19 protein-coding genes are annotated in these 18,253 nt (G+C 65.7%); 10 read left to right on the top strand and 9 right to left on the bottom strand.

The window, feature by feature from the left end:
• Positions 1 to 19: 19 nt before the first annotated feature.
• From AB8808_RS01360 to AB8808_RS01340, 5 genes are read left to right on the top strand one after another with little or no spacing between them, the layout of a single operon-like run.
• Positions 20 to 688: a ubiquinone biosynthesis accessory factor UbiJ gene (locus AB8808_RS01360; protein WP_369926091.1), complete on the top strand. Its 669-nt coding sequence runs from the start codon at positions 20 to 22 to the stop codon at positions 686 to 688.
• Positions 685 to 2,334, top strand: coding sequence for a ubiquinone biosynthesis regulatory protein kinase UbiB (gene ubiB / locus AB8808_RS01355; protein WP_369926089.1), 1,650 nt, complete (start codon positions 685 to 687; stop codon positions 2,332 to 2,334). Before AB8808_RS01360 ends, ubiB begins: the two co-directional genes overlap by 4 nt.
• A gap of 5 nt (positions 2,335 to 2,339) precedes the next feature.
• Positions 2,340 to 3,083 carry a pseudouridine synthase gene (locus AB8808_RS01350; protein ID WP_369926087.1) on the top strand — a complete coding sequence of 248 codons (744 nt, stop codon included), beginning with the start codon at positions 2,340 to 2,342 and terminating at the stop codon, positions 3,081 to 3,083.
• 14 nt (positions 3,084 to 3,097) lie between these two features.
• Positions 3,098 to 3,520 carry an alternative ribosome rescue aminoacyl-tRNA hydrolase ArfB gene (arfB, locus tag AB8808_RS01345; RefSeq protein ID WP_036138296.1) on the top strand — a complete coding sequence of 141 codons (423 nt, stop codon included), beginning with the start codon at positions 3,098 to 3,100 and terminating at the stop codon, positions 3,518 to 3,520.
• 11 nt (positions 3,521 to 3,531) lie between these two features.
• Positions 3,532 to 4,116 (top strand): 1-acyl-sn-glycerol-3-phosphate acyltransferase, encoded by a 585-nt coding sequence (locus AB8808_RS01340; protein ID WP_506193238.1) that lies wholly within the window; start codon positions 3,532 to 3,534, stop codon positions 4,114 to 4,116.
• Between the two features lie 2 nt (positions 4,117 to 4,118).
• Here the strand turns inward: AB8808_RS01340 and AB8808_RS01335 are convergent, their stop codons facing one another.
• Positions 4,119 to 4,517 (bottom strand): hypothetical protein, encoded by a 399-nt coding sequence (locus tag AB8808_RS01335; RefSeq protein ID WP_369926083.1) that lies wholly within the window; start codon positions 4,515 to 4,517, stop codon positions 4,119 to 4,121.
• 218 nt (positions 4,518 to 4,735) lie between these two features.
• Here AB8808_RS01335 and AB8808_RS01330 point away from each other — a divergent pair, with 218 nt between their 5' ends.
• Positions 4,736 to 5,197, top strand: a complete 462-nt coding sequence (locus AB8808_RS01330) for a hypothetical protein (RefSeq protein WP_369926081.1) — start codon at positions 4,736 to 4,738, stop codon at positions 5,195 to 5,197.
• Here the strand turns inward: AB8808_RS01330 and AB8808_RS01325 are convergent, their stop codons facing one another.
• Positions 5,198 to 6,217 carry a LysR family transcriptional regulator gene (locus AB8808_RS01325; protein ID WP_369926079.1) on the bottom strand — a complete coding sequence of 340 codons (1,020 nt, stop codon included), beginning with the start codon at positions 6,215 to 6,217 and terminating at the stop codon, positions 5,198 to 5,200. It lies immediately after the preceding gene.
• A 141-nt stretch (positions 6,218 to 6,358) separates the two neighbouring features.
• Here AB8808_RS01325 and aceB point away from each other — a divergent pair, with 141 nt between their 5' ends.
• Positions 6,359 to 7,957 carry a malate synthase A gene (gene aceB / locus AB8808_RS01320; protein ID WP_369926077.1) on the top strand — a complete coding sequence of 533 codons (1,599 nt, stop codon included), beginning with the start codon at positions 6,359 to 6,361 and terminating at the stop codon, positions 7,955 to 7,957.
• 23 nt (positions 7,958 to 7,980) lie between these two features.
• Positions 7,981 to 9,276 carry an isocitrate lyase gene (gene aceA / locus AB8808_RS01315; RefSeq protein ID WP_369926076.1) on the top strand — a complete coding sequence of 432 codons (1,296 nt, stop codon included), beginning with the start codon at positions 7,981 to 7,983 and terminating at the stop codon, positions 9,274 to 9,276.
• Between the two features lie 26 nt (positions 9,277 to 9,302).
• On the opposite strand, the gene AB8808_RS01310 is transcribed toward aceA, so the two are convergent.
• From AB8808_RS01310 to ubiK, 5 genes are all read right to left on the bottom strand, one after another.
• The gene (locus tag AB8808_RS01310; protein ID WP_369926074.1) at positions 9,303 to 11,090 is read right to left on the bottom strand and encodes a cation:proton antiporter; all 1,788 of its coding nucleotides are present in this window, start codon (positions 11,088 to 11,090) and stop codon (positions 9,303 to 9,305) included.
• Positions 11,091 to 11,334: 244 nt separating this feature from the next.
• A complete protein-coding gene (locus AB8808_RS01305; RefSeq protein WP_369926071.1) occupies positions 11,335 to 12,747 on the bottom strand; it encodes an XVIPCD domain-containing protein in 1,413 nt (470 codons plus the stop codon).
• Between the two features lie 47 nt (positions 12,748 to 12,794).
• Positions 12,795 to 13,460: a lysozyme inhibitor LprI family protein gene (locus AB8808_RS01300; RefSeq protein WP_369926069.1), complete on the bottom strand. Its 666-nt coding sequence runs from the start codon at positions 13,458 to 13,460 to the stop codon at positions 12,795 to 12,797.
• A 129-nt stretch (positions 13,461 to 13,589) separates the two neighbouring features.
• Positions 13,590 to 15,089, bottom strand: a complete 1,500-nt coding sequence (locus AB8808_RS01295; RefSeq protein WP_369926067.1) for a YifB family Mg chelatase-like AAA ATPase — start codon at positions 15,087 to 15,089, stop codon at positions 13,590 to 13,592.
• A gap of 165 nt (positions 15,090 to 15,254) precedes the next feature.
• Complete coding sequence (gene ubiK / locus AB8808_RS01290) at positions 15,255 to 15,521, bottom strand: ubiquinone biosynthesis accessory factor UbiK (protein WP_369931310.1); 267 nt, start codon at positions 15,519 to 15,521, stop codon at positions 15,255 to 15,257.
• Positions 15,522 to 15,703: 182 nt separating this feature from the next.
• Here ubiK and glnK point away from each other — a divergent pair, with 182 nt between their 5' ends.
• Positions 15,704 to 16,042: a P-II family nitrogen regulator gene (gene glnK, locus AB8808_RS01285; protein ID WP_036138319.1), complete on the top strand. Its 339-nt coding sequence runs from the start codon at positions 15,704 to 15,706 to the stop codon at positions 16,040 to 16,042.
• Between the two features lie 15 nt (positions 16,043 to 16,057).
• Here the strand turns inward: glnK and AB8808_RS01280 are convergent, their stop codons facing one another.
• Both AB8808_RS01280 and gpmA read right to left on the bottom strand, forming a co-directional pair.
• Entirely contained in the window at positions 16,058 to 16,585 is a 528-nt protein-coding gene (locus AB8808_RS01280; RefSeq protein ID WP_369926064.1) for a CcdC protein domain-containing protein, read from the bottom strand.
• Positions 16,586 to 16,696: 111 nt separating this feature from the next.
• Positions 16,697 to 17,431, bottom strand: coding sequence for a 2,3-diphosphoglycerate-dependent phosphoglycerate mutase (gpmA, locus tag AB8808_RS01275; protein WP_369926061.1), 735 nt, complete (start codon positions 17,429 to 17,431; stop codon positions 16,697 to 16,699).
• Between the two features lie 157 nt (positions 17,432 to 17,588).
• On the opposite strand from gpmA, the gene AB8808_RS01270 reads away from it, so the two are divergent.
• Positions 17,589 to 18,245, top strand: a complete 657-nt coding sequence (locus tag AB8808_RS01270) for a DUF4097 family beta strand repeat-containing protein (protein ID WP_369926059.1) — start codon at positions 17,589 to 17,591, stop codon at positions 18,243 to 18,245.
• Positions 18,246 to 18,253: the final 8 nt, after the last annotated feature.

The raw sequence follows: 18,253 nt of genomic DNA, 5'->3' as shown, positions 1-18,253 counted from the left end.
CGCAAGCTACAATCGGGACATGACTCCCGAACGTCCCCCGGCCGACGCCGATCCTCGTCGCTTCCTGCCCCGACCGCTACGTGTGCTGGCCGGCCGTGCCATGGAGGCCGCGCTCAACCGCGCGGTCGACCTCGATCCCGACACCCGTGCCCGACTCGACGCGCTCGACGGCCGCAGCGTGCAGGTGCACCTCGCCGGGCCCGAACTGGGCATCCGCATCACCGTGGAGAAGGGCCGCCTGCGCGTGGGGCCGCCCGAGGAAGGCGGCAGCCTGCGCGTCGCCGCTTCGCCGGGTAGCCTGCTGGCCATGGCGCTGCGCCGCGACGACGATGGCGTGGCGCCCGGGAAGGTGGACATCGCGGGCGACGCCGAGCTGGCGCGACGCCTGGAGCGCCTGGCCCGGCAGTACGCGCCGGACGTAGAGGAAGCTTTCGCGAAGACCTTCGGCGACCGGCTGGGCGTTCCGCTGGCCACCGCCCTGCGCGAGGGCCTGGCCCATGCGCGCGAGTCCGTCTCGCACCTCACCGAGGACACCGCCGACTGGCTGCGCGAGGAAGGCCGCGTAGCCGTGGCCCCGGGCGAAATGGATACCTTCCTCGACGGCGTGGATGCCGTCCGCGAACGCACGGAGCGCGCCGAGGCCCGGCTTGCCCGCCTCGCCCGGGCACTCGGGGAGTCGCGCGCATGACGCCGTTCCGCCTTGCCCCGCGCCTGTTCCGCGTGCTTGCCGTCCTGCTGAAGTACCAGCTGGACGAAGTGATCGAAGGCGCCCGCCTTTATCGTCCGCTCAAGCTGCTGACCCCGTTGCTGCCCGGTCCGGCGGTAGACACCCGCGGTCTGTCGCGCGGCGTACGCCTCCGGCTGGCGCTGACCGAGCTGGGTCCGATCTTCGTCAAGGCCGGCCAGGTGCTGTCCACGCGGCGCGACCTGGTGCCGCCGGACATCGCGGACGACCTCGCCCTGCTCCAGGACCAGGTGCCGCCCTTCCCCGGTGCGGAAGCGCGGGCCATCGTCGAGCGTGAGCTGCGGGCGCCGGTGACCACGCTGTTCGCCGCCTTCGACGAAACCGCCCTCGCCTCCGCATCCATCGCCCAGGTGCATGCGGCGACGCTGCACGACGGCCGGGAAGTGGTGCTGAAGGTGCTGCGTCCCGGTATCGACCGCCGCATCGCGCGCGACATCGACCTCCTGCGTTCCCTGGGCGAGCTGGCCCAGCGATGGCATCCCGCGGCCGACAAGATCCGCCCGATGGAGGTGGTGGCCGAGGTCGAGAAGATGCTCGAGAACGAGCTGGACCTGCAGCGTGAAGGCGCCAGCGCCAGCCTGCTCCGGCGCAATTTCGCCAGCGGCGTCGATCTCTACGTGCCGGAGGTCCACTGGGATTTCAGCACGCAGGGCGTGCTGACGCTCGAGCGGGTGCGTGGTGTCAGCGCCGACGACATCGTGGCGATCGACGCCGCCGGCCTCGATCGCAAGGCGCTCGCCGCCAAGGGCGTGCGCCTGTTCTACGAGCAGGTGTTCCGCGACAACTTCTTCCATGCCGACGCGCACCCGGGCAACATCTGGGTGGACACCACGCGCGTGGACGAGCCGCGCTTCATCGCGCTGGACTTCGGCATCATGGGCTCGCTGCCGGAAGCCGACCAGTACTGGCTGGCCGAGAACTTCATCGCGCTGTTCGAGCGCGACTACGCGCGCATCGCTCAGCTGCATGTCGCCGCCGGCTGGATGCCCTCCAACGTTCGCGTCGACGAGCTGGAGGCCGCCGTGCGCACGGTGTGCGAGCCCTACTTCACCCGCCCGCTGTCACAGATCTCCATTGCCGACCTGGTGGTGAAGCTGTTCCGCACCGCGCAGCGTTTCGAGCTCACGCTGCAGCCGCAGTTGATCCTGCTGCAGAAGACACTGCTCAACATCGAAGGGGTGGGCCGCCTGCTCGACCCGGACATCGACATCTGGGCGGTGGCGCACCCCGTGCTGCGTCGCATCCTGCGCGAGCGCTACAGCGTGCGTGCCACCTTGCGCGATGTACGCCGGCGCCTGCCGGACTGGGTCCGCACCGCGCCGCGCGCGCCGGAGCTGCTGCGCGACGCCCTGTTGCAGGTCGCCAGCGGACAGCGTCGTGACGTCGCCGATCCGCTGGCACTCGCGGTGGCGCGCGACGACGCACGTCGCATGCGCCGCCTGATCGCCTGCGGCCTGCTGGGCGCCACGCTGCTGATCTGCGGCGCACTGGTCGGCACGCTGGCGCCACGCGGCATGTGGCCCGGCATCGCGGCCGCGGCGGTCGGCGTGCTGGTGTTCGTCGCGGGCTGGCCTCGACGGGTTCGCTGAGCGCCGTGCTCGACATCCTTTATCAGGACGACGACATCGTCGCCGTCAACAAGCCGGCCAATCTCGCCGTGCATCGGTCCACCTTCGTCGGGCCGGACGATGCATTCCTGATCGACCTGCTCCGCGAACAGGTCGACGGCCGCCTGCACCTGGCCCACCGGCTGGATCGCGCCACGTCGGGCGTGCTGCTGGTGGCGCGATCCTCCGAGGTAGCCGCGCAGCTGGGCGAGCAGTTCATGGGCCGCAGCGTGCGCAAGCGATACCTCGCCGTGGTGCGCGGCTGGCCCGATCCCGAGGAAGGCACCATCGATTATCCGTTGCCGGGGTCGCGCGATACCGGTCCGCGTCGCGAGGCGAGCACCGACTATCGCCGACTGGCCACGACCGAGGTGGCCATTGCCCTCGGTCGCTATGAGGCACAGCGCTACGCGCTGATGCTTGCGGAACCGCGCACGGGCCGGTTCCGGCAGATCCGCAAGCATTTCGCGCACATCCATCATCCGCTGGTCGGCGACAGCCAGCACGGGCGTGGCGACCACAACCGGCTTTTCAGGCAGCACTTCGCCTCGCATCGCCTGCTGCTGCACGCCACCTCGCTGGCGTTCGTGCATCCCACGGCGGTACGACCGATGTGCATCGAGGCGCCCCTGGATGACACCTGGCATCGCCTGATCGCGCGTTTCGGCTGGCAGGACGCCTACGCCTGGCCTGCCGCACTGCACGACGGGAACGGATCGGGCGGCTGCTAGAATCCGCAGCCACCATGCTCATCGTCACATCCTCCATCGCCATTCCCGACGCCGAACTGATCGAGCGCTTCACGCGCGCCGACGGCCCGGGCGGCCAGCACGTCAACCGGACGGAAAGCGCGGTCGAACTTCGCTTCGATATCGCGTCGTCGCCGTCGCTGCCCGATGCGGTGCGCGAGCGGTTGCTGGCCCGGGGCGACCGGCGCATCACGGATGCAGGCGTGCTGGTGATCCAGGCCCGCCGGTTCCGCGAACAGGCACGCAACCGCGACGACGCCCGGGATCGCCTTGCGGAGATTGTGCGGGCCGCTACCGTGGTCGCGAAGAAACGTGTGGCCACTCGCCCCACCCGCGCCTCGAAGGAGCGCCGGCTGGCGGGCAAGACCCAGCGCAGCCAGACGAAGAAGGGCCGTTCGAAAGACTGGAGCCACGATTGAGCTTGCGCCCTGTGGACGGCATTCCGGTACTCGGCCCCCATGTACCCGCGTTGCCGGTGTCCCGCTGGATGCGCTTCTGTCGATGGCTGATCGCCCGCAGCGGCTGGCGCGTGATCGGTGAGTTCCCCGACCTGTCGAAACTGATCGTCATCGGCGCGCCCCATTCGTCCTATTGGGATGGCATCTGGGGCCTGCTGATGAAATCGGCCATGGGGATGGATGTCGGCGTGATGATCAAGCGTGAAGTGTTGAATGGCCCGTTCGGGCCGATCGTGCGTCGTCTCGGCATGATACCCATCGACCGCTCCGCCGCAGCCAACGTGGTCGACCAGATCGTCGGGCGATTCGCCACCCACGACACGATGTGGGTGGCTATCGCGCCGGAAGGCACGCGCAAACCGGTGACGCAGTGGAAGTCCGGCTTCCTGCGCATTGCCCACGCGAGTGGCGTGCCCATCCAGCCCGTGTTTATCGACTACCCGAGCCGGAGCTTTACCCTTGGACCGTTGGTGTATGCCACGGGGGACATGGACGCGGACATGACGACTATTCGCCGCCTGTTCGTGGGTTATCGCGGGAAGCACCGCGACGCTTGAGATCAGCCCAGGCCGCGCGAGTGACGCACGGTGTAGTTCGTGGGCCGCGGCAAATCGTTTTTAACGACGATGCGATAGCTTCCGGGGCCGAGGCGAGGAATATGCGGAGCATATCCTTGGGCGATGCTGCGCCACTTGCCTTTTTCGAACTGCTGGATGGAAACCATCACAAGGCCGGTCGATGACGATGAGAAGGGACCGGTGCAGGTGGTTTTCCACGTGAAGACCTGCGCCTCTTCATGGGCACCCAGGCGTCCACTCAAGGTCGTTTGCGGCAATTGGCCGATGCAACGGCCCGGGAAGCGGAACGGTGCGGCATGTAATGGCACGGTGTACGCCGCCAGAACGACCGCGGCGGCCCCGATGCAGCAATAAATACGACGACGTTCGACACGGTTCATGAGCCATTTCCTGTAAGGGCGGTAATGCCGTCCGGAACATTAAAGGCTCGTCGATAGGGCATTCTGTCGGCGAACACGCCATTGCTCGTAAGACAAACGACTGCCTTTCCTGCCTACAGCAGAGCAGCACTACCCGACCGGATAACGATAGACGGGCCTGCATTTTTCTCAGCAAGGCAATGACACGCTCAAGAAAGCGAATTGTCGACAGCGGACCCATGAGAACGAACAGCGCGGTCAGAACACCTGCAAAGTTCAGTGCCGGCTGGCGGCTTGAGCGGGTAAGAAGCAACGAATTCGGCTACCAGGACACACCCATCGAAGGTGGCGTGGCCGCCGATGTCGCGAGAACCCTTCCGGTGGCACTCAAGCGTCAGCTAGCCGCCGTCAACATGCGTTCGATCAATCCGGTCGAACTGAGTCGCCTTTCGGGGAGGCTTCACCATATGGGCTATTTATCTCATGACGCGTGGTCGCAACTCGGCGAATTTCAGATCGACTACCGGTCTCCCATCGATCCCACCGCACTCACCAAAGAGGCGCTCAGGACCCTACGCGGCGTCGACGATGCGAAATACGCGCTCGCCATCCGCCAATACGAAGCGGGGATCGCTGCGGCGCAAAGCCTCACGGAACTCACAGATTATCTAAGAAGCCACTCGGTCGATCTCTATGCCTGATCAGCGTCCCGAGTGCCCTGATTCGTCATAGTCCCGGTGCGTCAGCAAACCCGGCCGGATCAGATCGATGAACGCCTGGGCCTCGGGGCTGAGGAACTTGCCCTTGCGCATCACCACGCCGTAACTGCGCTGCGGGAAATACTGGCGAAGGTTGCGCACGGCGAGGGTTTCGCGATCCGCCTCGGTGATGCAGATGCCCGTGACGATCGAGATACCGAGTCCCATCGCCACGTACTGCTTGATCACATCCCAGCCTCCCACCTCGATCGCTACCGTATACGGCACATGGCGCTGCTGGAACACCATGTCGACCAGCCGGAAGGTGGTCAGGCGCTGCGGCGGCAGGATCAAACCGTAGGGCGAGAGGTCTTCAAGGCGGATGTCCTGCTTCGACGCCAGCGGGTGGTCCGGCGGCATGATCAGCATCGGATCGTAGTGATACACCGGTGCCCAGGCGATGTCGTTGGGCACGTCCAGCATCGACCCGATGGCGATGTCCGCCTCGTCCGCCCGTAGCAGGGCCAGACCGTCCTTGCCTGTCACGTTGGCCAGTTGCAGGTGCACCGACGGGTAACGTTCCCGGTAGGCCTTCACGAGATCGGGTAGCAGGTACTGGATGGTGGACGAGCCCGCGGCCACGGTCAGCTTGCCGCTATGGGTGGTGCGCGTCTTGGCCTGGAATTCGCGATCGAGGTTTTCGAAGCCCTCCACGAGGGGCCGGGCCATGGCGTAAAGCGCCTCGCCTGCGTCGGTCAGGGTGACGCGACGACGCGTGCGCTCGAGCAGGGGCGCACCGAGCTCACGCTCCAGTGCCTTCAGTTGCAGGCTCACGGAGGGCTGCGACAGGAAGAGGGCTTCGGCGGCTCGACTGAGGGTGCCTAGCCGGACCGTGTAGACGAACGCACGCAGCTGCTTGAGCCGATTGCCCTTGTAGTAGAAGCGCGCGGGACTTTCAGAGCGCGGGGGCGGGGCTGCGCCGGCACCGCTTTTTACACCGCGTCTTGCGGGAACGGACGACATTGTCTCATTTTCTCCCTTCCATACAATGACTTATACAAATCATTAAATACGCTAATAGTTATATTTGAAACATATGCTTTGTCAACATCGTACGCCCAGGGCTAGCGTGGGTTCCACACCCGCTACCCCGAGGCACCACCCATGGCTGTTCCCGAAAGCGCGATCGACCATCGCAGCGGCATGCGGTTCGACGCTGCCGCGAACGCGTACGACGACATCCTGACCCCGGAAGCCGTCGCCTTCGTGGCCGACCTGCACCGGTGCTTCGATAGCACGCGGCTGGCCCTGCTAGCCGAGCGCAGCGCACGCCAGCAACGCTATGACGCCGGCGAGCTGCCGGATTTCCGGTCCGACACGGCCGCCATTCGCGAAGGGGACTGGCGCATTGGGCCGATCCCGGCGGTGCTGAAGGATCGCCGCGTGGAGATCACCGGCCCGGTGGAGCGGAAGATGATCATCAACGCGCTCAATTCCGGCGCGAAGGTGTTCATGGCGGACTTCGAGGATTCGAGCGCGCCCACCTGGGCCAACCAGATGGACGGCCAGCGCAACCTGCGTGACGCCGTGGACGGCAGCATCGCGTTCACCAGCGCCGACGGCAAGGTGTATCGCGTCGGCGACCGCCCGGCCGTGCTGATGGTCAGGCCGCGTGGCTGGCACCTGCCCGAGCGCCACGCCGAGGTCGACGGCGATGTGGTCAGCGGCGCGCTGGTGGATTTCGGGCTGTTCGCGTTCCACAACGCCCGAACACTGCACGAGAGCGACCGCGGCCCGTATTTCTACCTGCCCAAGCTGCAAAGCATGGAGGAAGCCGCACTGTGGGAATCGGTGATGGCCCACGCCGAGGGTCGCCTCGGGCTCCCGCATGGCGCCATGAAGGCCACCGTGCTGATCGAGACGCTACCCGCCGCGTTCCAGATGGACGAAATCCTGCATGCCTTGCGCAGCCGCATCGTCGGACTGAACTGCGGCCGCTGGGACTACATCTTTTCTTACCTCAAGACCTTCCGCGCGCATGGCGACCGCCTGCTGCCGGACCGCGGCCAGGTGACCATGACCGTGCCGTTCCTTAAGGCCTATTCGGAGTTGCTGATCCGTACCTGCCACAGGCGTGGTGCCTTCGCGATGGGCGGCATGGCCGCGCAGATTCCGATCCGTGGCGACGACGCGGCCAACGAAGCCGCCATGGCGAAGGTGCGCGCGGACAAGCTTCGCGAGGTGACCGCCGGCCACGACGGCACCTGGGTCGCGCATCCGGCGCTCGTGCCGGTGGCACAGGCGATCTTCGATGCGCACATGCCCACGCCCAACCAGCTGCATGTCGCCCGCGACGACGTCTCGGTGTCAAGGGAACAGCTGATTGCGCCCGCGATCGGCACCGTGACCCGCACGGGTTTCGACAACAACGTGGAAGTGTGCCTGCGCTATACCGCGGCATGGCTGGATGGCCAGGGCTGCGTGCCCATCCATCACCTGATGGAAGACGCCGCCACGGCCGAAATCGCGCGGGTACAACTGTGGCAGTGGCTGCACCACGGCCCGCTGGATTTCAGCGACCACGCGCACATCGACTTCGCCCTGTTCGATCACGCGCTGGCCACGCACGCCCATCGCCTGCGCGACAGCGCGCTGCCCGGCGCCGCGCGCGCCGACGACGCGGCCGCCCTGCTCAGCGCACTCACCCATGCCGACACGCTGCGCGACTTCCTCACCCTGCCCGCCTACGAACACCTGGCCTGACCGATCTCCAAGGAACCCGAACGATGAAGACGCACACCGCCGAGCACATCACGCTGGACTGGACCAACAACGACCGCTGGCAGGGCATCGAGCGGCCGTATGCCGCCGAGGACGTGGTCAAGCTGCGCGGCACGATCCAGGTGGAACACACGCTGGCGCGCCACGGCGCCGAACGCCTGTGGCACGCGCTCCACGAGCGGCCTTATGTCAACGCGCTGGGTGCGCTCACGGGCAACCAGGCCATGCAACAGGTCAAGGCCGGCCTGCAGGCGATCTATATGTCCGGTTGGCAGGTCGCGGCCGATGCCAACACGGCTGGCTCGATGTATCCGGACCAGTCGCTGTATCCGGTGGACTCGGTGCCCAACGTGGTGCGTAAGATCAACAAGACCCTGCTACGCGCGGACCAGATCCACCACGCGGAAGGCCGGCACGGCATCGACTGGCTGGTGCCGATTGTCGCGGATGCCGAGGCGGGCTTCGGCGGCGTGCTCAATGCCTATGAGTTGATGACCCACATGATCGAAGCCGGCGCGGCTGGCGTGCACTTCGAGGATCAGCTGGCCAGTGCCAAGAAGTGCGGCCACATGGGTGGCAAGGTGCTGGTGCCGACGCAGGAGGCCGTGCAGAAACTGATCGCCGCACGACTGGCCGCGGATGTGGCCGGCGTGCCCACGCTGATCGTGGCGCGCACCGATGCGATGGGTGCCGCGCTGGTCACGTCCGACGTGGACGACCACGACAAGCCGTTCCTGACCGGCAAGCGCACCGTGGAAGGTTTCTATGAAGCCAGGCAGGGCATCGACCAGGCGATCAGCCGTGGGCTCGCGTATGCGCCCTATGCCGACCTCATCTGGTGCGAGACCTCCACGCCGGATATGGATGAGGCGAGGCGTTTCGCCGAAGCCATCCACGCACGCTTTCCAGGCAAGAAGCTCGCCTACAACTGCTCACCGAGTTTCAACTGGAAGAAGAACCTCGACGAGGCCACCATCGCCACCTTCCAGCAAAAACTGGGCGAGCTGGGCTATGCGTTCCAGTTCATCACCCTGGCCGGCTTCCACGCACTCAACCATTCGATGTTTCAGCTGGCGCGTGGCTATCGCGATCGGCAGATGGCCGCCTATGTCGAACTGCAGGAAGCGGAGTTCGCGGCCGAGAAGGACGGCTATACGGCCGCTCGCCACCAGCGGGAAGTGGGCACCGGTTACTTCGACACGGTCAACCAGGTGATCGCGGGATCGCTCAGCTCATTGTCGGCGCTGAGTGGGTCCACCGAGGAACACCAGTTCCATCCGGCGTCGGCCTCGGCGGCTTGAGGAATGAGGGGGCGCCCAGCAACGGGTCAGCGCGGCGGCGGCACCAGCGCGATCACCGTCCAGCCGGGGCGAGGCTCGAGCGAGTGCTTGCCGGACGCGATCCGCAGGTCACCCCTCTCTTCCACGCCGAACAGCGGCACGGTACGCGAGCCGTATTCCTCGATGAAGTGCGGCCAGTCGAAGGTCTCGGTCATGCGCGTGGACTTGATCCGCCAGCCATCGTGCAGCAACTCGGCGAACCGCGCATGGGTCATGTCTTCGGCAAAAAGCGCCGTGGCGACCAGGCTGCCGGCGAGGGAGGCGCGGCCATGGCTTTCCTCGATCGACAGGTTGCGCAAGCGGAACACCTTGTCGCGGCCGAATTCCTCGCGGTAGTGCACGCTGGCCAGCGAATTGAGCTCGCGATGCGTCGACACCGCCAGCAGGTGGCCGATGCCCGCCAGGTCGAGGTTGCGGTCCGCCGCCTGCGACGAAGGGTTACCGAAGAAGGTGGACAGCCCCGCCATGCGCGCCGTGCGAATACCGTTCCAGTCGTCGTCGGCCACCACGACACGCAGCCCCTCGATGGCGGCAAGCGAGCGAGCGATCTCCAGGGCCACGATGTCGGACCCGTAGATCAACACGCCGCGCGGCTCCGGGTCGGCGACCTTGAGCCAGCGCGCCAGCGGACGGGCCGTGGCGCTCTGGAACACCACCGTGCCGATGATCATGAGGAAGACCAGCGGCACCATCTTGTCCGCGCCGGCCATACCGGCCTTTTCCAGCCGGATCGCGAATAGGGCCGACACCGACGCCGCGACGATGCCCCGCGGCGCCACCCAGGCGATCAACGCCCGTTCGCGCCACGACAATCCGCTGCCCAGGCTGGCAAGGAATACAGACAACGGCCGGATGAAAAGCTGCGCGACGAAGAAAATCAGCACGCCACCCAGCAGCGCGCCGTCGGGCAGCGGCCAGTCGAGCCGCGCCGCCAGCAGGATGAACAGCATCGAGACCAGCAGCGTGGTCAGGTGCTCCTTGAAATCCATAATGTCGTCGATGTGCACGTCGCGCATGTTGCCCAGCGCGATGCCCATGATCGTCACCGCCAGCAGGCCCGATTCGTGCGCGAACGTGTTGGACAGGGTGAACGCGGCGAGCACGGCGGCCAGCGTGCCGAAGTTCTGCAGGTATTCGGGTATCCAGTGGCGCCGCAGCAGCGTGCCGTGGATCAGCGCGGACAAGCCACCCACGATCGCGCCGCACGCGATGGTGCCGAGGAAGACCTGGATGGAATGGCCCTCGCGATGCGAGACGATCGCCTCGTATACCAACACGGCGAACAATGCGCCGATCGGGTCGATGACGATGCCCTCCCAGCGCAGGATGTTGGCGATCCGCGCATTGGGCCGCACCGTGCGCAGCATGGGCGCGATCACGGTCGGCCCGGTCACGCAGGTGAGCGCACCGAACAGCAGCGCCAGCTCCCAGCTGAGCCCGCCGATCCAGTGCGCCGCCGCGGCCAGCAGCAGCAGCGCGATGACCGCGCCGTAGCTGACCAATCCGCGGACGGCATGCCCGATCCCCCTCAGCTCACTGAAACGCAGGGTGAGGCTACCCTCGAACAGGATCACGGCCACCGCCAGCGACACCACGGGGAACAGCAGGTCGCCCATGACCTTGTCCGGCTTGAGCAGTCCGGTGACCGGCCCGGCCAGGATGCCGGCCAGGAGCAGGAACAGGATCGCTGGCAGGCGCACCCGCCAGGCCACCCACTGGCATAGGAAGCCGATGCCGAGCATCAATGTCAGCAGGATGCCGAGTTCGAGTCCCATGTGATTCCCTGTGCCTTGGAAAGAAAAAACGGCCAACGCCGAAGGCGGGCCGTTAAAGAAGAGCATAGGGAATCGTTGGTGAAGATAAAGGCCGGGCCCCGGTGCTGGAGCGGGGGGAGGGAGGGGTTCCAGCACCGGAGCGGGGCAAGCGGTTCATTAGAGAACCGCCTGGTACAGAATTATCCGCGCCGTCGCGGCATTCGTCAACTGGTCAGTACATGAAATAAGTTTAAGGTGGTGTCGCCTACATGCCCGGTGCCACGGCCGGCTGGCGGACCGCTTGCTGTTCGATCTGCTCTTGCGGAGCGGCAAGCCCCGGCGCCTGGCCTTGCCTCGCATTCGCCTCCTCGAATGCCTGTGTGCTCCGGGCAAGCGGGGTATTGACTGCCTGCGATGTCTCCACCTCCGCAACACGCCTGAAAGGCGAGTTCAGCTCGCCCTGGATGGCCCATGCGCGGGTGCCATCCTCACTCAGAACCACCTGGTCGATACGACTCAAGCCTTCCGCTTGACCCTTCGCGACGAGCGAGCCGGCAAAGTTCGCACTTTGCTGGTCGGGGGTGCGCCCGTGTGCTTCATCGACGCGATGGACCGCCGCCAGGGCCTGCGTATACATCGCGTTGCCGGCGTGGCCGGGTTGGTCCATGGTGGCGGCCTGCATGTCGTTGCCCGCTACCGTGCTGCGTAGCGCGCTGGCCGCCCCCAAGGCGCCCAGGGTGTCCTTGCCTGCAACACCGTCGGCTGACAGAGCGTGATCGCGCTGGAACGTTTCGACGGCATGGCGCGTTGCCGGCCCGAAGTCGCCATCCGCATGCAGTGGGCGGCCCTGGGCGTCCTTGTAGCCTAGCGTGCTCAACGCAGTTTGCATGGCACGGACGTCGGCGTCATCGTGCATGCCCTCGCGCAGGGTTGCGTCCCGTACGGTCCCTGACGATGACGGAACAGGGGCGGCAGGCGCGCTGGGTAGCGGCTGACTCTGGCCGGTGCCGAGGTGCATAGCCGTCAGTGCGTTTTCAAGCCGTGTTTCGCGATTGGCCACCGAGGTAGGATGGTCCACACCATAGCGCGTCGCGTTGATGAACGTCTGGATGTCTTCGCGCGTGATCGTGTCGCCATGCAGTTGCACTGTTCCGCCTGGAAGCGTTACCGGGTTGCCTTCCAGGTATGCGAGCATCGAATTTTTTGGCGCCACGGCGTTGTCTATGCCGCCGATGGTGAACTGGTTGTCGTAGTCGGCAAGGGCCAGTTGCAGCGCCGGGTCGGCCGCAATGGCGTTGCCTACGGCGGGGTTGTTCTGCTGGATTCGATCGACGACATCACCGACACGACTGGTGGCAACGTCGAGCTGCGAGTTGGTGAATGCATCTATTCTTGACTGCGGAATCGCCTGGAGCTGAGCATTCAGGCCCGAGAGTTCCTGCTGACTGAGTCCACCATGCTGCGACAAGGCCTGAATCTGCTGCTGCGAAAACCCGTTTTCGCGCAGAAAATCCTGGACGCCACCATGGTCGGTGCGTACATCAAACTGCAGCATGCCAAACGAATAAGAACTCTTGTCGCCGCCTGCATAGCTGAAGGTATTGAGTGCCGACGCGTTATTGCCGTTCTCAGTGGAGAACAGCATGGTGCGCAGCTGGTCGGTGGTCATGTCCGTCATGATCGTAACTCCTGGTACTCGATGAATCGGTGGATGAAACGGATTTATCAGCCTCCAAAACACTGCCTGTTGGTAAACTCAAGCAATGCTGTTGCTGAGTCGTCCGTCGACGGTTCCAGCGCAAAGTGGCCGACCATCTCGTCATTGCAGATGCGCACACGCTGGCGCGCGGAACCGGTCTGCAGTGTACAGAGGGCACCATAACTGTGATTGCCACCGGACGTACCACTGGGTAGGTCGATAAGTCTGTCGCACCCAAGGATCCGACCAGGCTTCTTGTTCTCCGCCAACGACTTGTTGAACGCATCCACGCGAGCCCCCGTATCACGCATCGTAATGACGCTGCGGCACGATTTTCCCTCGGGAATGTCGCACTTCGATGTATCGGCGATGTACTTGTCGTTCGTGGACAGCATGGCGATACGAGCCTCGTAGGCGCGCGTGAGGCATGTGCCATCCGTGCATACGTCGCGAACGTACCGATTCCAGTGACGCTGTTCGGTTACGAGCGTTGGCTTGCTCGAAGGCGCGGCGGCCGCCATCGCGTCCTTATAGGCTTGCTGAAGCCGTGTATCGAGGCTGGACAGGGCGCTGTCGGCACAAATCGTCTTCTCGGTCGGCGTGCTGGCCTTCGCGCAGTCGAAACTGGCGGCAAAGCACGTCGGTGACACCATGACCAGGGTGGCGAGGGCAAGCCAGTGGATGCGACGCATGTTTTCTCCTTGGAGCATTAGATACGGCGGCTCATGCCGACGGGCAAGCAAGCGGCGGAGCATACCTGCTTGCGTCCTAGTAATAAGCGAAACCGGACATAAGACATGGCGTCTGCCGGATCAACTTTTTCAAAACCGCCGGTAATGCAGCGCCTCGGCCAAGTGCGACTGCTCCACACACCCCGCCCCGCCCTCCATATCGGCAATGGTCCGCGCCACTCGCAGAATCCGGTGATACGCCCGCGCCGACGCACCCATCGTGTCCAGGGTTTCCTGCAGCCATTCCCGCTCCGCCGATGGCAGGGCGCAGTCGCGCTCCAGGTTCGCTACGCTTAGTTCAGCGTTGGCCTGGCCCGCACGCAGCAACGCTTTCTCCCGCGCGTTGATGACCCGCTTGCGAACCGTGGCGCTGTCGTCGTCTCGTGGACCACGCATGGCCGCGAACTCGGCGATGGGCACGCGGGGCACTTCCACGCAGAGGTCGATGCGATCCATCAACGGACCGGAGATGCGCCCGCGGTAGCGCTGGATCTGGTCGGGCGTGCAGCGGCAGTCGTGCAAGGGATCGCCGGAGTACCCACAGGGACACGGGTTCATGGCGGCGACGAGCTGGAACTCGGCGGGAAAGGTGCACTGACGGGCGGCACGCGAGATCACGATCTGCCCGGACTCGAGCGGTTCGCGCAGTACCTCCAGCACCTGCCGGCTGAATTCCGGCAGCTCGTCCAGGAACAGCACGCCGTTGTGCGCCAGCGAGATTTCGCCCGGCCGCGGACTGGAGCCACCGCCGACTAGCGCGACGCCCGATGCCGTGTGGTGCGGTGCCCGGAAAGGCCGGCGGCGCCAGCAGGCGGGATCGATAGCCTCGCCGGACAGCGAGCGGATAGCGCAGCTTTCCAGCGCCTCCGATTCGGTCATGGGCGGCAGGATGCCCGGCAGCCGTTCGGCCAGCATGGTCTTGCCCGTGCCCGGCGGACCGATCAGCAGGATGTGGTGTCCGCCAGCCGCGGCGATTTCCAGCGCCCGCCGTGCCTGGTATTGACCGCGGAGGTCGCTCATGTCCGGGCCGCACATGGGCAGGTCGTAGAAATCCGCGGCGGCCGGACTGACCAGCTCCGCCTGACCGCGCAACCAGGCGCAGACCTCGGCCAGGCTGCCGGCCAGCAGCACGTCGCCTTCGCCGATGAGAGCGGCTTCGGCCGCGTTGGCCAGCGGGACCACGATGCGACGGCCGCTGCGCCGCGCTCGAATCAGGGCGGGCAGGATGCCGGGCACGGCCCGCAGTTCGCCGGACAGGGCCAACTCACCCAGGAACTCGCAGTCGTCCAGGCGTTCCCGCGGCACCTGCGAGCCCGCGGCGAGGATACCCAGCGCGATGGCCAGGTCGAAGCGTCCACCGTCCTTGGGCAGTTCGGCGGGGGCGAGGTTCACGGTGACCCGGCGACTGGGGTATTCGAAATCGGTGTTCTGGATGGCCACGCGGACGCGGTCGCGCGCTTCCCGCACGGCGGCCTCGGGGAGCCCGACGATGGAGGTGGACGGCAGTCCGCCGGAGAGGTGCACCTCGACGATGACCTGTGGCGCGGTAACGCCTTCCTGCGCGCGCGATAGAGTGACGGCGAGGCTCATGACGAGGGATATCGTAACCGCTTACGCAAAGCGGTGGGAGGCGAACGTCTGCGATCCTGTAGGGATCCGGCGCTCATTTGCCTCTCCTTGTGCCCGGCGTGGGAAAAATAACCGCCCCCGACCGCTCTCGGGGTGAGGGTGACGGATCAGGGGCGGTCCCGGGCCTTACGGCCTTCCTGGCTGGCCGTGCTGCGCCATGCTGACTTCCAGGTCGGCGAGGCGCTTTTCCAGAGCGTCGAGCTTTTCTCGCGTACGAGCCAGCACCTGGCTCTGCACATCGAATTCTTCACGAGTAACGAGATCGAGGCGGCGTAGTCCCTGCGCCAGAATATCTTTGAAGTTGGCGTGCATATCCTCACGCGCTTGCGCCAACCCTGGCGGAACCAACGATGCCAACCGCTGTGCGAGTTGATCGATACCCTGCACATCCATCTTGCGCACCCCGATGTCGTGGAAAGAAGTTTAGGTGATTCATTTGTAGGCGCTATAGGCCTACGCCTACACGGCGTGTAGGGTTTCCCCTACAAAATGCCTCGGGCAGACGATAACCGATCGCGGATGGCACAATGACCGTCTGCGCGCCGGTAGCCGGACGTGCTCTTCAGGAGTGTTACATGAAGCTGGTCGTCGCCATCATCAAGCCGTTCAAGCTGGACGACGTCCGCGAGGCCCTCGCCGAGGTCGGCGTCCAGGGCGTCACGGTGACCGAGGTCAAGGGTTTCGGCCGGCAGAAGGGCCATACCGAGCTCTACCGGGGCGCCGAGTACGTGGTCGACTTCCTGCCCAAGATCAAGCTGGAGGTGGCCGTGGCCGACGACCAGATCGAGCGCGTGGTCGAGGCGATCCAGGCCGCGGCCCGTACGGGCAAGATCGGTGACGGCAAGATCTTTGTCAGCCAGCTCGATCAGGTGGTGCGTATCCGCACGGGCGAACTGGACAACGACGCCCTCTGACGGCGCCGCCGAGGGTCAGGCGGCAGGCGCCAGCCGCTTGAAGCGGCGATGGTGCAGCAGGACACCAGCGTAGTACGCCGCGTAGTAGCCCAGGGTCAGCCCCACCACCAGCATGGTCAGCGGGCTGTTCCCCGGCGGCGGCGTGTGGGCAGCCATCGGCGCCGCGCCCTCCACGACCGGGGCCAGCACCAGGAACCGCCAGGCCATGCGGCCGACCAGCAGGGCCGTCAACGCACCGCCGATCCAGGGATTGGGGATGTAGAAGTCGCCGCCGTCCGGCGTGGATTCGAACCGGGTCAGCCGCAGCCCGATCAGGGCCAGGGCGCTGCCCAGTACGATGCCGCCCAACGCCCCCTCGCCCAGACGGATATCCTGCAGACCCGAAAGCATCGCGAAGCAGGCGATCAGGACAAAGATGACCACGCGGGCGGTCATGCGCTTCGTCCGGATGGGCTGCCGCCCGAAGCTGCCACGAACCCGGCGGTAGACGGCGAAGGCCATCAACGGGGCGACGATGAACGGGATAGCGGCGGGAGCAAGCATGGGATGGCCTCGGCAGGGGTGGACTGTGGGCTCACCTTACGACCGGGGCCGGCCCCACGGCAGGGCCGGATGTGAGGGTTTCGAGGTGACGTATGTCAGGTAAGGGGCGACTTACTTCGCCTTGCCCTGGTTGGCCACCGCGGCCATCCGGGCTTCGATGTCGGCCTGGTCGCCCAGGTAGTAGTGCTTCACGGCCTTCAGATCGGCATCGAACTCGTACACCAGCGGAATGCCATTGGGGATGTTGAGCTCGGCGATGTCGTCGTCGGAGATGCCGTCGAAGTACTTCACCAGCGCGCGCATGGAATTGCCGTGGGCGGCCATGAGGACGTTCCGGCCCTCCTTGATTGCCGGGGCCAGCACCTCGTGCCAGTAAGGCAGCACGCGGGCGACGGTGTCCTTCAGGCACTCGGTCAGCGGCACGTCGATGCCCTCGTAGCGGGCGTCGTCGGCGAAGGCCATGGCACCGGCCTCGAGCGCCGGGGGCGGGGTGTCGTAGCTGCGGCGCCAGACATGGACCTGCTCGTTGCCGTACTTCGCCGCCGTCTCGGCCTTGTTGAGGCCGGTCAGTGCGCCGTAGTGACGCTCGTTGAGGCGCCAGTCGGTGACCACCGGGATCCACATCAGGTCCATCGCGTCCTGTGCGTGCCACAGGGTACGCACGGCGCGCTTGAGATAGGAGGTGTGCGCCACGTCGAAGGTGAAGCCGGCTTCCTTCAGGAGGCGACCCGCCTCGCGGGCCTCGGCCACGCCCTGCTCGCTCAGGTCGACATCGGCCCAGCCGCTGAAGCGATTTTCGAGGTTCCAGGCCGACTGGCCGTGGCGGATCATGACAAGCTTGTACATGGCATCCAACGTCGGGAAGAAAAATCCGATGGTGGAACCTCGCCCGCGAGGCGTCAACTTCGGACGCGCGTAAGGTATCCCTGCCAGAAGTCACGCTAAACCTTACGACGCCTGGGCGCATCTCAGGTGTCCTAGTCCACTGCCGGAGTGCCGCACCATGCGTCGTACCCTTCTTTCCCTTCTCATCGCCTTTTCCGTGACCGGCGCCGGCGCCGCGATGGCCGCCGACGACATCAACAAGATCAACGGCACCGCCTCGGTCGACGCCGGGCAGACCGCCGGCGACGTGCACACGGTGAACGGCTCGGTGAAGATCGGCGCGCGCGCCACTGTCGAAAAGGCCAGCACGGTCAACGGTTCGGTCGACCTAGCCGAGGGCGCCACGGCCACCGAAGTCAGCTCGGTCAACGGTTCCGTGTCATTGCATCCGCAAACCCGCGTCAGCCAGGACCTGCACACCGTGAACGGCCGTGTCCAGCTGGAGCGCGGCGCGGACGTCAAGGGCAAACTGTCCAACGTCAACGGCGAGATCTCCCTCGACGGCGCGCATGTCGGCGGCGGCATCGAGACCGTCAATGCGGACATCACACTGGACGGCGGCGCGAAGGTCGAGGGCGGCATCCTGGTGAAGAAGCCGAGGATGGGCTGGCAAAGCAGCAACGACAAGATCCCGACGATCGTGATCGGGCCCAACGCCGTGGTCCAGGGCCCGCTGACCTTCGAACACGAGGTCAAGCTCTATGTCAGCTCCTCGGCCAAGGTGGGCAAGATCGAGGGCGCGACGCCGCAATCGTTCTCGGGCAGCGCGCCGTAACCCGAACC

Source organism: Xanthomonas sp. NCPPB 2632, from assembly GCF_041228075.2.
Taxonomy (GTDB): domain Bacteria; phylum Pseudomonadota; class Gammaproteobacteria; order Xanthomonadales; family Rhodanobacteraceae; genus Luteibacter.
The sequence above is the reverse complement of the archived record's forward strand: the minus strand, read 5'-3'. Positions and strand labels throughout refer to the sequence as shown.

Excerpts from the sequence above, each read along its gene's own strand:
- AB8808_RS01270 (WP_369926059.1), top strand. The coding sequence starts at position 17,589 with ATGCGTCGTACCCTTCTTTCCCTTCTCATCGCCTTTTCCGTGACCGGC.
- aceB (WP_369926077.1), top strand. The coding sequence starts at position 6,359 with ATGGCTGTTCCCGAAAGCGCGATCGACCATCGCAGCGGCATGCGGTTC.
- glnK (WP_036138319.1), top strand. The coding sequence starts at position 15,704 with ATGAAGCTGGTCGTCGCCATCATCAAGCCGTTCAAGCTGGACGACGTC.
- aceA (WP_369926076.1), top strand. The coding sequence starts at position 7,981 with ATGAAGACGCACACCGCCGAGCACATCACGCTGGACTGGACCAACAAC.
- ubiK (WP_369931310.1), bottom strand. The coding sequence starts at position 15,521 with ATGGATGTGCAGGGTATCGATCAACTCGCACAGCGGTTGGCATCGTTG.
- ubiB (WP_369926089.1), top strand. The coding sequence starts at position 685 with ATGACGCCGTTCCGCCTTGCCCCGCGCCTGTTCCGCGTGCTTGCCGTC.
- gpmA (WP_369926061.1), bottom strand. The coding sequence starts at position 17,431 with ATGTACAAGCTTGTCATGATCCGCCACGGCCAGTCGGCCTGGAACCTC.
- arfB (WP_036138296.1), top strand. The coding sequence starts at position 3,098 with ATGCTCATCGTCACATCCTCCATCGCCATTCCCGACGCCGAACTGATC.
- AB8808_RS01325 (WP_369926079.1), bottom strand. The coding sequence starts at position 6,217 with ATGTCGTCCGTTCCCGCAAGACGCGGTGTAAAAAGCGGTGCCGGCGCA.
- AB8808_RS01360 (WP_369926091.1), top strand. The coding sequence starts at position 20 with ATGACTCCCGAACGTCCCCCGGCCGACGCCGATCCTCGTCGCTTCCTG.
- AB8808_RS01330 (WP_369926081.1), top strand. The coding sequence starts at position 4,736 with ATGAGAACGAACAGCGCGGTCAGAACACCTGCAAAGTTCAGTGCCGGC.
- AB8808_RS01295 (WP_369926067.1), bottom strand. The coding sequence starts at position 15,089 with ATGAGCCTCGCCGTCACTCTATCGCGCGCGCAGGAAGGCGTTACCGCG.
- AB8808_RS01310 (WP_369926074.1), bottom strand. The coding sequence starts at position 11,090 with ATGGGACTCGAACTCGGCATCCTGCTGACATTGATGCTCGGCATCGGC.
- AB8808_RS01280 (WP_369926064.1), bottom strand. The coding sequence starts at position 16,585 with ATGCTTGCTCCCGCCGCTATCCCGTTCATCGTCGCCCCGTTGATGGCC.
- AB8808_RS01335 (WP_369926083.1), bottom strand. The coding sequence starts at position 4,517 with ATGAACCGTGTCGAACGTCGTCGTATTTATTGCTGCATCGGGGCCGCC.
- AB8808_RS01305 (WP_369926071.1), bottom strand. The coding sequence starts at position 12,747 with ATGACGGACATGACCACCGACCAGCTGCGCACCATGCTGTTCTCCACT.
- AB8808_RS01300 (WP_369926069.1), bottom strand. The coding sequence starts at position 13,460 with ATGCGTCGCATCCACTGGCTTGCCCTCGCCACCCTGGTCATGGTGTCA.